The sequence below is a fragment of the Pseudomonas sp. NFR09 genome, from assembly GCF_900111535.1.
GTDB lineage: Bacteria > Pseudomonadota > Gammaproteobacteria > Pseudomonadales > Pseudomonadaceae > Aquipseudomonas > Aquipseudomonas extremorientalis.
The window spans coordinates 333,544-347,885 of sequence record NZ_FOIH01000005.1; the positions used below are offsets into that span (position 1 = coordinate 333,544).

The 14,342-nt window shown below is 62.4% G+C and carries 9 protein-coding genes; 7 read left to right on the plus strand and 2 right to left on the minus strand.

Annotated features, from left to right (window positions below; all coding sequences use genetic code 11):
- Positions 1–62: 62 nt before the first annotated feature.
- The gene (locus tag BMX59_RS14275; RefSeq protein WP_093122460.1) at positions 63–4,901 is read left to right on the plus strand and encodes an NEL-type E3 ubiquitin ligase domain-containing protein; all 4,839 of its coding nucleotides are present in this window, start codon (positions 63–65) and stop codon (positions 4,899–4,901) included.
- On the opposite strand, the gene mnmC is transcribed toward BMX59_RS14275, so the two are convergent.
- On the minus strand, positions 4,902–6,884 hold the full coding sequence (mnmC, locus tag BMX59_RS14280; RefSeq protein ID WP_093122465.1) for a bifunctional tRNA (5-methylaminomethyl-2-thiouridine)(34)-methyltransferase MnmC2/FAD-dependent 5-carboxymethylaminomethyl-2-thiouridine(34) oxidoreductase MnmC1: 1,983 nt from the start codon (positions 6,882–6,884) through the stop codon (positions 4,902–4,904).
- 141 nt (positions 6,885–7,025) lie between these two features.
- Here mnmC and pap point away from each other — a divergent pair, with 141 nt between their 5' ends.
- The 3 genes from pap to BMX59_RS14295 all read left to right on the plus strand — a co-directional run bounded on the left by pap (position 7,026) and on the right by BMX59_RS14295 (position 10,877).
- Positions 7,026–8,543, plus strand: coding sequence for a polyphosphate:AMP phosphotransferase (gene pap / locus BMX59_RS14285; RefSeq protein WP_092243228.1), 1,518 nt, complete (start codon positions 7,026–7,028; stop codon positions 8,541–8,543).
- Positions 8,544–8,652: 109 nt separating this feature from the next.
- Positions 8,653–9,837, plus strand: coding sequence for a thiolase family protein (locus BMX59_RS14290; RefSeq protein ID WP_092243231.1), 1,185 nt, complete (start codon positions 8,653–8,655; stop codon positions 9,835–9,837).
- 83 nt (positions 9,838–9,920) lie between these two features.
- Positions 9,921–10,877 carry a DMT family transporter gene (locus BMX59_RS14295; protein ID WP_092243234.1) on the plus strand — a complete coding sequence of 319 codons (957 nt, stop codon included), beginning with the start codon at positions 9,921–9,923 and terminating at the stop codon, positions 10,875–10,877.
- A gap of 1 nt (position 10,878) precedes the next feature.
- Here BMX59_RS14295 and BMX59_RS14300 read toward each other — a convergent pair whose 3' ends face one another.
- Positions 10,879–12,261 (minus strand): class II fumarate hydratase, encoded by a 1,383-nt coding sequence (locus tag BMX59_RS14300; RefSeq protein ID WP_092243240.1) that lies wholly within the window; start codon positions 12,259–12,261, stop codon positions 10,879–10,881.
- 182 nt (positions 12,262–12,443) lie between these two features.
- Here BMX59_RS14300 and BMX59_RS14305 point away from each other — a divergent pair, with 182 nt between their 5' ends.
- The 3 genes from BMX59_RS14305 (at position 12,444) to BMX59_RS14315 (ending at position 14,325) form a co-directional block, all read left to right on the plus strand.
- Complete coding sequence (locus BMX59_RS14305; RefSeq protein WP_058424992.1) at positions 12,444–12,962, plus strand: DUF2059 domain-containing protein; 519 nt, start codon at positions 12,444–12,446, stop codon at positions 12,960–12,962.
- 6 nt (positions 12,963–12,968) lie between these two features.
- Positions 12,969–13,265, plus strand: coding sequence for a BolA family protein (locus BMX59_RS14310; RefSeq protein ID WP_038847405.1), 297 nt, complete (start codon positions 12,969–12,971; stop codon positions 13,263–13,265).
- Between the two features lie 118 nt (positions 13,266–13,383).
- Complete coding sequence (locus tag BMX59_RS14315) at positions 13,384–14,325, plus strand: oxygen-dependent tRNA uridine(34) hydroxylase TrhO (RefSeq protein ID WP_071490747.1); 942 nt, start codon at positions 13,384–13,386, stop codon at positions 14,323–14,325.
- Positions 14,326–14,342 lie beyond the last annotated feature (17 nt).

Below are 14,342 nucleotides of genomic sequence, written 5' to 3' on the forward strand. Positions count from 1 at the left end.
GTTGTGACCCAGGCCAGGCTTATCGTTTGGCGTCATGTTCAGCTGGCTGAGGAAGCATGCCGATGACGCAAAACCGCGATTTGAGTGAGGTCGCCGCAGGGGCGACCCAGGATGAAATGGACAGGGCATTGCTCGACATGACCGGCGATCTGGACAAGGCGCAGGTTTTGCGCAAAACCGTCCCGCGCTGGTTGATTGGGGCCGACGCTTCGACCCTCACGGCCCTTGAACAGGCGCATATCGACAGCAAGGCGATCCGTGAGAACGTCCGTTACCTGTTACAGCGCCTGGAACCGCTGGATCAATACTGCGCAGAGCGCTTGACCAATTTTCTGCGGGCCAAAGGGGTTGATTCGCCGGATGTCAGGCAAGACCTGCTGGAGTTGCCCAAACGTAAGCTCACCGGCGTCAGCCCTGACCTGGGGGGCGGCTTGCTCCAGACCGTTACCTATACAAAGCAAAGCCTGCTGCATGCAGCGATGCAGAACTTCTCTGACGCGCGCGCCGAGCCCGGGGGCATGTCCGTCGCCGCTGTGGTGCGCTCTGCGGCCACCAAGCAGCCGATCGTCGGCATGACGGTGCCCGAATTTGTCGGTTATTGCCGGGAGCTGGACCTGGGGGCGCTCTATCAAAAGCACATCGAAGAGGTCTTCGACCTGCCCGACCCGAAAAGCAAAGAGGAAGTCAGTTCCTACAACCAGGCTGCTGTCAGTATTGGCCTGGGCAAACTCATGGACATGCGCATGGATCTGCATATTGCCTTGTGCAAGGGGCATATCGAAGCCGGGACCTACGCGCGGTTGCTCAAGCTGATCGGTTTCGACCGTCCGGCCAGTGAGCTCAAGAGCAAGGTGCCGGGCAACGGTCTGACTACGTGGCAAGGCGTGAACATCGATGACACCTGTGTGTGGAGTGTATTGGTGTTTTCCGGCAGCGTACCGGGCAGCCTGGATACCGGCCCCTTTATTGTCTACATGCCTAACGAACCCTCCAGGCCCTGGTACGAGTACCCGACGCTGGAAGACTTCAAGGTGTACTTGTCCTTGAAGCTGCAAATCAAGAGCTACCGGACGTTTTTCGAAGGGTACCTGGATGAGTCCAACCGCCTGGATTTTTTCGAATCGTTCGACATGACGCGCAAGGTTGGCCAGCTGCGCGCCTTACCCGTCACGACCAGCCTGACAGGGTTCTTCTTCCACGCATTCGTCGGCAAGATTCAATTGGATGCGTTAGTGCTGGCGGTGCCCAAGGCCCAGGTCGACCAGCAAGCCAGTGAAGAGCGCATGCAGCGCTATCTGGACCTGGGGCTGGACCTGCTGAATGTGGCGGCGTTGGTGGTGCCGGTGTTGGGTCAGTTGATGCTCGGGGTAGCCATCGGACAGCTGTTGGGGGAAGTGTTCGAGGCCGTCGAGGACTGGCAGCACGATGAACATACCGAGGCCCTCAGGCATCTGGTGAATGTGGCCGAAAACGTTGCGGCCATGGCTTTGTTTGTGGCGGGGGGGCGGGTAGTGGGGACGTTGAAGCGCACCCTGACAACCTCTACGGAGTTCTTCGAGAAGTTCGAAACCGTCACCACTGCCGACCAGGGCCAGAAACTCTGGCGGCCAAGGCTCAATACCTATCGACAGCCTGAGCCGGTCGCACACCAGGCCGTGGTCAATTCTCGAGGCGTCTACCAAGTCAACGGCCGCTCTTACATCCGGATGGGGGGAAACCACTATTCGGTTGCCTTCGATACCAAACTGCAGAAGTGGCGGGTTATTCATCCACAGCGCCCGCAGGCTTACCGCCCGCCGCTGGAGCACAACTTCCGTGGTGGCTGGCAGCACGTCTACGAGCGCCCCTTGCAATGGGAAGACCTCGTCTACAGCCTCAGGCGACTGGATCCAAGCCTTGAGGAGTTGCCCGCTGAGCCGTTGTCGAACCTGGCAACCCTCACCGGAATGACCCTGCCACACTTGCGGGCATTGGGCAGTGCCTACGAGCCGTTACCCGAGCGTTTTCATGACAGCGTGCTGCGCTACAAGCAAAACGACAGGGTCCGTGAACTGATGGAGTACCTGGCGCGTGGTGAACGTCCGGATGCGAGTACCGCACGCGCCCAATTGTTCGCATTGCCGCTGGTGCCAGGCTGGCCCCAGGGGCGTTTTTTCGAGGTGCTGGACGAGGAGGGCGAACTGCTGGAAAGGCATCCGGAAACAGCACCTTTCGATTATGAGGATCTGAGCATCCATATTACCCGCAAGGAGTTGAGGGACGGGCGGGTCATGGACACCTTGCTGGAGCATCTGAGCGACGAGGAGCGTGTCGACCTGTTGGGCAAGGGCGTGGCGGAAGACGACATGCGCAGCACACTGGAGCGGCGTCTGCTGGACACGCTGCGTAGCCGGCATCAAACCGTACTCGACCGTTTGTACACCTATTACGCCGGTGTTGCCCTGAACGAATTGGTGCCGTTGTGCGACCGCTTCAAACAACTGCCACCCCGTGTGGCGTGGGAGCTGTACTCACAGGCCACATTGTGGGAGCGCCGGTATTTGCGCACCACTGGCCGAGTACCACTGGTGCTTGCCCAGCGAGCACGCGAGGCGGTGGACCAGTTGGAGCAGGACCGTGCGCTGATGGGCCTGTACTGGCCGGAGTTGGCGGGGGACGGCACCCGACGCGTGGCCGTCGGTATGCTGGAGCGAATGCCCGGCTGGCCCCGAGACCTGGCATTGCAGGTACGCAGGCACACCCTGAGCGGGGAGGTGCTGGCCGAGGCGGGCGCTTCAACAGCTGCGACGCAGAGGACCCTGGTCAGTACGCCCCAGGGGTATCAGGCCTTCGATCAAAAAGGCAAGGCCCTGGGGCCGGTCGCGACAGGCGCGGACGGCTTGTATACGGCGCTTTTCGATAGCCTGCTGCCACGCCAGCGCATTGCATTGAAGCTCCAGGCTGAGAATGAGGCGGCCGACCTGCGGGGCCGCCTGCGTGCCACCACGGTGCATGAGCGTGACAGAGTCGCCCGTCACCTGTGGCCGGAACGCGGGCTGCTGGACGAAGAACCGCTGATCTGTACCCAGTCGGCGCGGGGCGAGGCAGGGCATTTCCCGGCGGCGTTGGTGCGTAAGGTCAACAAGCTTTATCCCTTGTTCAGTCCGTCGCAGGTCAACGATTTCTTGCGCGATGCGGGCCATGATCACCTGTCTCGTGCCAAGGCGGTCCAGGCACGTGAGCAGGAGTTTGAAGCGCTGCACACGGCACTCAAACGCTGGCGTGCCGAGAGGTCTGTCAATATCGTGCAGGCCGACCCCCTGTGGGACTATCGATTGAGTCGCCACCAGGCGGCGAAAAGCATCGAAAAGTGCTGGCGACGGATGTCGACCCTGCCCGACGAGCGCGCCAGCCAGGTTCCAGGGCTGTTGCTCGATGATATGGTCATCGGCCCTCTGCCGACATTACCCGCACAGGTGCGCTTCGATCACGTCGAGCATTTGTCATTGCGCCGTTTGAACCTGACCGACGATGTGGCGTATTTCCTCAGCCACTTCAAGGGGCTGCGCACCCTTGAACTGGGCGAAAACCAGATTACCCGGCTACCTGAAGCCCTGTCGCACATGCCGGGCCTGGAGCGGTTGTACCTGAGCAACAACAAACTCCAACTCACCGAATACACCCGTGCCAAGCTGGCCGATCTGACGCGCCTGAAGGTGTTGAGCCTGGCGGATAACCCGCTGCTGGACCCGCCGGATATCAGCCGTATGTTCGCGCTGCGCAACCTGGTGTTACGCAACTGCCGGCTCAAGGAACTGCCCAAGGACCTGTGGCGCCTGCCTTATCTTGAACAGATCGATTTGCGCGCCAATGACATCAGCGAGCTGCCGGAGTGGCTGTTGCGCGTGCCGCGAAACTTTGCCCTGGGTGTCAACTTGCGGCACAACCCGTTATCGGCTCAAAGCCAACTGGCCCTGAAACATTACCGGCAGGCGTACGGTCCGGGCATGGGGTTCCTGGAAGATGATATTGCGCGTTTGAACGAGCAGAGCGCACGCGAACTGTGGCTGGCGGACGAACGGATGGCGGGCTATGCGGCGAAGAAACTCACGTGGACGGGCCTCAAGGACGATTACCGGTCGGACGCCCTGTTCAAGTTGCTCGCGGAACTGGGCGGCACCAAAGACGCCGAGTTCGTGCGTGAGGACCTGCAGCGCCGCGTATGGCGGGTGCTGGAGGCTGCCGCAATGAACAGCGAACTGCGTGAGGAAGTATTCGAACGGGCCGCCACGCCGATCAATTGTGACGATGCCGCCGCCGTCAACTTCAGCAGCCTGGAAGTCCTGGTGGAAATCAGCGATGCCAAGGCCCTCATGCAGGGGCGTGCGCTGACGCCCAGGCCGCTGTTGAAACTGGGTCGTGGCCTGTTTCGCCTGGAGCAGTTGGAGGCGATTGCGCGCCGTCACAGTGGCCTGCATCCTGCCGCCGATCCATTGGAGGTCAGCCTGGCTTTCCGCACAGGCCTGGTCGGCGAATTCTATTTGCCCGGCCAGCCTCGGCACATGCGTTATTCGCGGCTGGGTGAGGTCACTCAGTTGGCGCTGGATGAAGCCAAGGCTGAAGTCACGCTGGCCGAGCTGTCCCCCGAGCTGATGACGTATCTCAAGAAGCTGCCGTTCTGGACCGACTACCTCAAGCGTGCCCATGCGGCTCGCTTCGAGGCCTTGAGTTCGCCCTATGACGAGCGCCTCAATGACATCTTCGAGCAAAGCCTGGTACTGAGCGATGCCGATTACCGTAGTCGCATGCACACCGTCCTCAGTGAACGGGAGCAGGCTGAAAGCGTGCTGATCGAGCGCTTGACCGAGGATGCCATCAGGGCCGAAGGGCTGGGCTCCGTGTGTGAGGCCCCAGCCGGTTGATCACTCGACCTTGCCGGTGGTGGTACGGATCAGCGCCCGCACGGCAAACCGATTGGGGTGGCAGGCGTCAGCCACGGCGCGCGGCACCGGCAACGGCTCGCTGTCCAGCCAGGCGGCGAGCAACTCCGCACTCAGCGGGGCGGTGATCAGCCCCCTTGAGCCATGGCCGCTGTTGACGTAAAGCCCGTCCAGCCAGGGGCAAGCGGTGCCTGGCACTTGCCGGGCGTCCTTGCGCAGGGCGGCGTAGGCCTGGTCGAACGCCTGGCGGTCAGCCAGTGGTCCCACAATCGGCAAGTAATCCGGGCTGGTGCAGCGGAACGCGGCGCGACCTTCCAGGGTCGCCGGCTCCAGGGTGTCGGCGCCCAGGCGCTGGGCCAGGTCCTCGGAGATGCCCATGAGCAGCTCCAGGTTTTCGGCATGTTCAGCGGCGGTGGGCGTAAGGTCATCGCTTTTGAAGTCGAAACTGGCGCCCAGGGTGTGTTCGCCCAGGCGTGGCGGGGCGACGTAGCCTTCGGCGCACACCACCGTGGCCAGGGCCTGGCTGTCGGCGGTCTGCGGCAAACGGGTGATCTGCCCGCGAATGCGCTTGAGGGGCAGGTCGGCGAACCGCTGGACTTCGGCGGCGCCGGCCAGCACCGCCACGCTGGCGCTGGCCAGCAGGTGTTCACCGTCCCAGGCTTGCCACTGACCGTCGACATGACGCAGGTCGAGCACATCGTGGTGGGTTAGCACGGTCACGCCCGGTTGATGGGCTTGCCACTCGCACAATGCCGGTGGGTGCACCCAGCCGCCTTCGGGGAAAAACAGCCCACCGTGTGCCAGTGCGATACCGGCGCGGGCCTGGGCCTGGTCGCGGTCGAGCAGGTGCAGCAAGTCCGGCGCGAAGGCAGCGGCCAGTTGCGCCTGGCGCTGGGCCTCCTTGGCATCGAAGGCCAGTTGCAGCACGCCGCAACCGTCCCAGTCGACGCCGCGATGCAAGTGCTCCAGCACTCGACGGGTATGGCCGAACCCGGCCACGATCAACTGCGACAAGGCAGTGCCGTGGGCCGACAGTTTCAGGTACAGCACGCCCTGGGGATTGCCGGAGGCTTCCCGCGCCACGCCGTCATGGCGCTCCAGCAGGCTGACTTGCCAACCCCTGGCCGCCAGGCTGGCCGCCGTCGCACAGCCCGCCAGGCCGGCGCCGATCACCAGTGCGTGGCGGTCACCCGTAATGGCGGGCGGCCTGGCGAACCACGGCTTGGCCGCGACCGGTACCGGCGTGTCGGTCGGCCAACCGAGAAACTCCCCGCGCAGGATCTCCCACTTGTGGCCAATGCCCGGCGTACGTTTCATCTTGAACCCGGCGGCGTTGATCAACCGACGCACCCAGCCGGTGCTGGTAAACGTGCTGATAGTCGAGCCTGGCGCCGCCAGGCGTGCCAGTTCGGCAAACAGCTCGGCGGTCCACATATCCGGGTTTTTCGCCGGGGCGAAGCCGTCCAGGAACCAGGCGTCTATCTGCGCGTCCAGTTGGGGCAGTTGCTCCAGGGCGTCGCCGATCAGCAGGGTCAGGGTCACGCGACCGTTATCCAGCACCAGGCGCTGGAAGCCCTGATGGATGGCAATGTATTGCGCCAGCAGTTGTTCGGCGAAGGGTTGCAGTTCCGGCCAGAGCAGCAGGGCGCGTTGCAGGTCGGCATGGCTGAGCGGGTACTTTTCCACGCTGACGAAATGCAGGCGCGCACCGGCCACGGCGTGTTGTTCGAACAGTTGCCAGGCGCAGAGGAAATTCAACCCCGTGCCGAACCCGGTCTCGCCAATCACCAGCCGCCCACCGGCGGGCAGCGCGGCAAAGCGCTCCTGCAAACGGTTCTGTTCGAGGAACACGTAGCGGGTTTCTTCAAGGCCTGACTTATCGGAAAAGTACACATCGTCGAAGATCCGCGAGTGCGGGCGACCTTGGTCATCCCAGTCGAGTTGGGCGTGGGTGATGGGGTTCATGGGCGGCTCGGTAAAGGCAAGGCCGCCATTCTAGCCGATCAACCGGCATTGAATTGACCCATGGCAAGCGCCGGTGGAATTTCCTCCCGCGTATTGCTGCCTAATCCGCTAGTCTTGAGCCATCTTGAAACGGAGCTGCCCATGTTCGAATCCGCCGAAATCGGTCACGCCATCGACAAAGACACCTTTGAGGCCGAGGTGCCGGCCCTGCGCGAGGCCCTGCTGGAAGTGCAGTACGAGCTGCAGCAGCAGAAGCGCTTCCCGGTGATTATCCTGATCAACGGTATCGAAGGCGCCGGCAAGGGCGAGACGGTCAAGCTGCTCAATGAATGGATGGACCCGCGCCTGATCGAAGTGCGCACCTTCGACCAGCAGACCGACGAAGAACTGGCGCGCCCGCCGGCCTGGCGCTATTGGCGCCAACTTCCTGCCAAGGGTCGCATGGGCATCTTCTTTGGCAACTGGTACAGCCAGATGCTGCAAAGCCGCGTACATGGGCAGATCAAGGACGCCCGCCTCGACCAGGCCATCGCCGGCGCCGAACGCCTGGAGAAAATGCTCTGCGATGAAGGCGCGCTGATCTTCAAGTTCTGGTTCCACCTCTCCAAGAAACAGATGAAGGCGCGGCTCAAGGCCCTGGCCGATGACCCCCTGCACAGTTGGCGCATCAGCCCGCTGGACTGGCAGCAATCCGAGACCTACGACAAATTCGTGCACTTCGGTGAGCGCGTGTTGCGCCGCACCAGTCGCGACTATGCGCCGTGGCATGTGATCGAAGGCGTGGACAGCAACTACCGCAGCCTCACCGTGGGCAAACTGCTGCTCGAAGGCCTGCAGAATGCGCTCAAGCTGTCCAAGGGCAAGGCCAGCGGCATGAACCCGGCGCCGTTGATCGCGTCGGTGGACAAGAAGAGCCTGCTCGACAGCCTCGACCTGTCCCAGCGCCTGGACAAGGACGATTACGAAGAACAACTGATCACCGAACAGGCGCGTTTCTCCGGATTGATGCGCGACAAGCGCATGCGCAAGCACGCCCTGGTCACGGTGTTCGAGGGCAACGATGCGGCGGGCAAGGGCGGGGCGATCCGTCGGGTGGCGGCGGCGCTGGACCCGCGTCAGTACCACATCGTGCCGATTGCCGCGCCCAGTGAAGACGAACGCGCCCAGCCTTACTTGTGGCGGTTCTGGCAGAAGATCCCGGCGCGCGGCATGTTCACCGTGTTCGACCGTTCCTGGTATGGCCGCGTGCTGGTGGAGCGCATTGAAGGCTTCTGCACCCCGGCGGACTGGATGCGCGCCTATGGCGAGATCAATGACTTCGAAGAGCAACTGCGCGATGCGGGTGTGATCGTGGTCAAGTTCTGGCTGGCCATCGACAAGGACACGCAACTGGAGCGCTTCCAGGCCCGCGAGGAAATCCCCTTCAAGCGCTTCAAGATCACCGAAGACGACTGGCGCAACCGTGACAAATGGGATGACTACCGCGCGGCCGTGGGCGATATGGTCGACCGTACCAGCACCGAGGTGTCGCCCTGGACATTGGTGGAGGCCAACGACAAGCGCTGGGCCCGGGTCAAGGTGTTGCGCACCATCAACCTGGCGCTGGAAGAGGCGTTCGCCAAATCCGATAAGCACGACAAAAAGAAAAAGAAAAAATGACGCAGTGAGCCGCGTCGCCATGGTTTTGTATCTATGGGGTGAATGATCGTCGCGGTGGCGCGGGGCGCGATCTATGCTCGATCCGACAACCACAAGATCGAGGTAGCCCATGCGTGAAGTAGTGATCGTCGACAGTGTGCGAACCGGCCTGGCCAAGTCCTTTCGCGGCAAGTTCAACCAGACCCGCCCCGATGACATGGCGGCCCATTGCGTCAACGCGCTGCTCGCCCGCAACGGCATCGACCCGGCGACGGTGGAGGATTGCATCGTCGGCGCCGGCTCCAACGAGGGCGCCCAGGGCTACAACATCGGGCGCAATGTGGCGGTGCTCTCGCAACTGGGCACCGGCGTGGCCGGCATGACCCTCAACCGGTTCTGCTCCTCGGGCTTGCAGGCGATTGCCATTGCGGCCAACCAGATTGCGTCGGGTTGCAGCGATATCATCGTCGCCGGCGGTGTCGAGTCCATCAGCCTGACGATGAAAAGCGTCAATACCGACAACCTGATCAACCCGCTGCTCAAAGAGCAGGTGCCGGGTATCTATTTCCCCATGGGCCAGACCGCCGAGATCGTCGCGCGTCGCTACCACGTCAGCCGCGAAGAACAGGACCTGTACGCCCTGCAAAGCCAGCAGCGCACCGCCCAGGCCCAGGCCGATGGGCTTTTCAGCGATGAAATCGTGCCGATGGCGGTCAAGTACAAAGTCGAAGACAAGAACACCGGTGAGGTGCAGATCCTGGAAGGTGTGGTCGATCGTGACGACTGCAACCGCCCGGACACTACCCTGGCCAGTCTGCAAGGTTTGAAGCCGGTGTTCGCCGAGGATGGTTCGGTGACGGCGGGCAACTCGTCGCAGCTCTCCGACGGTGCCTCGATGACGCTGGTGATGAGCCTGGAGAAAGCCCTGGCACTGGGGCTCCAGCCCAAGGCGTTTTTCCGTGGCTTCACCGTGGCCGGTTGCGAGCCAGACGAGATGGGCATCGGCCCGGTGTTCTCGGTGCCCAAGTTGCTCAAGGCCAAGGGGTTGCAGGTGGCGGACATCGACCTGTGGGAGCTTAACGAAGCGTTTGCCTCGCAATGCCTGTATGCGCGCAATCGCCTGGAAATCGACAATGCCAGGTACAACGTCAATGGCGGTTCGATCTCCATCGGGCATCCATTCGGCATGACCGGCTCGCGGCAGGTGGGGCACCTGGTGCGTGAGTTGCAGCGACGCAACCTGCGTTACGGCATCGTCACCATGTGCGTGGGCGGCGGCATGGGGGCCACCGGGTTGTTCGAAGCAGTGCGCTGATCGGCAAATTAAGTGTTCGCTACACAAAGTGCATCGGGTGCCCCTAGAATGCGGCTCCACTTCCTCCGGCTTCTGGGGTACTCATGCACATCTCTTCCGGCCGCTGGGTCTATGGTTTGCTCCTGACCCTGCTGACCGCGTTTCTGTGGGGCATTCTGCCGATCAAACTCAAGCAGGTGCTGCAGGTGATGGACCCGATCACCGTCACCTGGTTTCGCCTGATCGTGGCCGGCAGTTGCCTGTTCGTCTACCTGGCGCTGACCAAACGCTTGCCCAGCCGCAAGGTGCTTGGCCCCCGGGGTGGTTGGCTGGTGGCGATGGCGGTGTGCGGACTGGTGGGCAACTACGTGCTGTACCTGGTGGGCCTGAAATTGCTCAGCCCCGGCACCGCGCAGTTGGTGGTGCAGATGGGGCCGATCTTTTTGATGGTCGCCAGTGTGTTCGTCTTCAAGGAGCGCTTCAGCCTGGGACAGGGGGTGGGGCTGGTGGTGTTGATCATTGGTTTCGGCCTGTTTTTCAACCAGCGCCTGGAAGAACTGCTGACCTCGCTCGGCGCCTACACCGCCGGCGTGCTGACCGTCCTGCTTGCCACCACGATCTGGGTGTTCTACGCCCTCGGCCAGAAACAACTGCTGACGGTGTGGAACTCGCTGCAGGTGATGATGGTGATCTACCTGTCCTGCGCCGTGTTGCTCACGCCTTGGGCACATCCCCTGGAGGCGTTGGACCTGAGCCCGCTGCAAGGCTGGCTATTGCTGGCGTGCTGCATGAATACCCTGGTGGCCTACGGCGCCTTTGCCGAAGCGCTGGCCCACTGGGAAGCCTCGCGGGTCAGTGCGACCCTGGCGCTCACGCCTTTGGTGACCTTTGTGGCGGTGGCCGTGGCGGCCTGGCTGTGGCCCGACTATGTGCAGGCCGAAGAGATCAACGCCCTGGGCTATGCCGGGGCGTTGGTGGTGGTGCTGGGTTCGGCAACCGTGGCGCTGGCGCCGTCGTTGCTCGCCGGGCTCAGGGCCCGGCGGTTGCGCCTGGCGTCCTAGGCTAGGTGCCCAGCATGTCTTCGGGGCGAACCCACTGGTCGAACTCCGCATCGGTGAGGTAGCCCAGTTCCAGCGCGGCTTCCCGCAGCGTCAGCCCTTCGGCATAGGCCTTCTTGGCGATCTCGGCGGACTTGTCGTAGCCAATGTGCGGGTTGAGCGCGGTGACCAGCATCAAGCCACGCTCCAAGTGTTCCGCCATTTGCACAGGGTCAGGCTCCAGCCCGGCCACGCAGTGTTCCTGGAAGTTGTTGCAGCCGTCGGCCAGCAGGCGGATCGACTCCAGCAGGTTGTGGATGATCACCGGCTTGTACACATTCAACTGCAAGTGACCCTGGCTGGCGGCAATGCCGATGGTCACGTCATTGCCCAACACCTGGCAGGCCAGCATCGACAGCGCTTCACACTGGGTCGGGTTGACCTTGCCCGGCATGATCGAGCTGCCCGGTTCATTGGCCGGCAATTTCACTTCGGCCAGCCCGGTGCGCGGCCCGGAGCCCAGCAGGCGCAGGTCATTGGCGATTTTCATCAGGGCCACGGCCAGGGTTTTCAGCGCGCCGTGCAGCGTCACGAGAGGCTCATGGCCGGAGAGGGCGGCGAATTTGTTCGGCGCGGTGACGAACGGCAAGCCCGATAGCGCCGCCAGCTCCGAGGCGATCGCCTCGCCGAAGCCATGGGGCGCATTGAGCCCGGTGCCCACGGCGGTGCCGCCCTGGGCCAGCTCGCACACGGCGGGCAGGGCGGCACGGATCGCACGTTCGGCGTAGTCGAGTTGAGCGATGAATGCCGACAGCTCCTGGCCGAAGGTAATCGGGGTGGCATCCATCATGTGGGTGCGCCCGGTCTTCACCAGCTTCATATGTTTGGCGGCTTGCTCTGCCAGGCCGCCGGACAGGGTGGCAATCGCCGGCAGCAAGCGTTGATGCACCGCCTGCACGGCAGCGATGCTCATGGCGGTAGGGAAGCAGTCATTGGAACTCTGGGAACGGTTGACGTGATCGTTGGGGTGCACCGGGCTCTTGCCGCCGCGCTTATTGCCCGCCAGTTCGTTGGCGCGACCGGCGATCACTTCGTTGGCGTTCATGTTGCTCTGGGTGCCGCTGCCGGTCTGCCACACCACCAGAGGGAACTGGTCGTCATGTTGGCCGGCCAGCACTTCGTCGGCGGCCTGTTCGATCAGGCGGGCGATGTCGGCGGGCAGATCGCCGTTGCGGTCGTTGACCCGTGCCGCCGCCTTCTTGACCAGGGCCAGGGCATGCAACACCGCCAGGGGCATGCGCTGCTCGCCGATGGCGAAGTTCACCAGCGAACGTTGGGTCTGGGCGCCCCAGTAAGCGTCATCCGGGACTTCGACTTCTCCCAGGCTGTCGGTTTCGATACGGCTCATCGGGCACACTCCTTCAGGTTCGTTTGCGCAGTTTAGGCTGTGAAGAGCCTCGGGGGTTCCCCTGAAAGACTTTTCATCGGGCAATCCCTGTCCGACAAGGCCCGGGGTTGAGCCCTGAGGTTTTTTAGGCGCAGAATGGGCGCCCTTGGGGTCTTACCTCGCCTGCTAGAAAAGGAAACTCGATGACTCGTCTTCGTGCCATCTGTACCGCGGTTGCTCTGGTTTGCGCCAGCGGCCAGGTTCTTGCCGATACCGCCAGCCACAACGCCAGTGCCGAAGCCTTCCTTACCCTGGCCCACGCCGACAAGCTGGGTACCCCGGTGTACATGCAAGTGCAACAAATGTTCGCCCAGCGTTTCGAACAGACCAAGGCGCCTGCCGCCAAGCAGTCCGTACTGGACAGCTACCAGGCCAAGGCCAACGCCGCCCTCGACCAGGCCATCGGCTGGCCGAAGCTCAAACCAGACATGGTCAAGCTCTACACCACCAACTTCAGCGAATCCGAGCTCAAGGACCTGGTTGCCTTCTACCAGTCGCCCCTGGGCAAGAAAGTCCTGGAAAAAATGCCGCAACTGACCCAGCAATCGGCCCAGATGACCCAGGCGAAGCTGGAAAGCGCCGTGCCGGTGGTGAACAAGCTGTTGGAAGACATGACCAACGAGCTGACGCCTAAAGCCGCCGCCCCGGCCAAGAAGAAGTAAGCAGGAATGACCATGCAACAGCGTATCGAAACGGCGCTTGCCGCCTTGGGCACCGACCACCTGAGTGTGCTGGACGAAAGCCACATGCACAGCCGTGGGTTGCAGACCCACTTCAAGGCCGTGCTGGTCAGCCCGCAGTTCGAGGGGCTTAACCGCGTCAAGCGCCACCAGAAGGTCTACGCCACCCTGGGTGACCTGATGAGCGAGTTTCATGCGCTGGCGCTGCATACCTACACGCCTGAAGAGTGGGCGAAAATCGACGCAGCCCCGGCCTCGCCGACCTGCGCCGGCGGGCATGATTGATGATCGGGTGTCTCTGACACCGGGCATTTGTTAGAATCCGCGACGCGCCGCCTAGACGGCGCGTTTTTTTTGCATCCGGTTCACCCCTTACGAGGGTAGCCACCTGGAGAGAACACCCATGACTCAACCGATTGTCGTGGCGGCACTGTATAAGTTCGTCACCCTCGAAGATTACGTCGCCCTGCGCGAGCCACTGTTGCAGGCGATGCTCGACAACGGCATCAAAGGCACCTTGCTGATCGCCGAGGAAGGCATCAACGGCACCGTTTCCGGCAGCCGCGAAGGCATTGATGGCTTGATGGCCTGGCTGAAGAACGACCCGCGCATGGTCGACATCGACCACAAAGAATCCTACTGCGACGACCAGCCGTTCTACCGCACCAAGGTCAAGCTCAAGAAAGAGATCGTGACCCTGGGCGTCGAAGGCGTCGACCCGAACAAGAAGGTCGGCACCTACGTCGACCCGCAGGACTGGAACGCGCTGATCAGCGACCCGGAAGTGCTGTTGATCGACACCCGTAACGACTACGAAGTGTCCATCGGCACCTTTGAAGGCGCGATCGACCCGAAAACCACCAGTTTTCGCGAATTTCCCGACTATATCAAAGCCAACTTCGACCCGGCCAAGCACAAGAAAGTCGCCATGTTCTGCACCGGCGGCATTCGTTGCGAGAAGGCCTCGAGCTACATGCTCAGTGAGGGTTTCGATGAGGTCTACCACCTCAAGGGCGGCATCCTGAAGTACCTCGAAGAGGTGCCGCAGGCAGAAACCAAATGGCAGGGCGACTGCTTTGTTTTCGATAATCGCGTCACCGTGCGCCACGACTTGAGCGAAGGCGACTACGATCAATGTCATGCCTGCCGCACACCCGTGAGTGTTGAGGACCGCGCCTCCGAGCACTATGTGGCGGGCATCAGCTGCCCGCATTGCTGGGATAAGCTGCCGGAGAAGACCCGCCGCAGTGCGATCGACCGGCAGAAGCAGATCGAGCTGGCCAAGGCCCGTAACATGCCGCACCCGATTGGTTTCAACTACAAGCAAACTCCTTCCGAGGCCTGAGCCATGTCCGCGCGCCT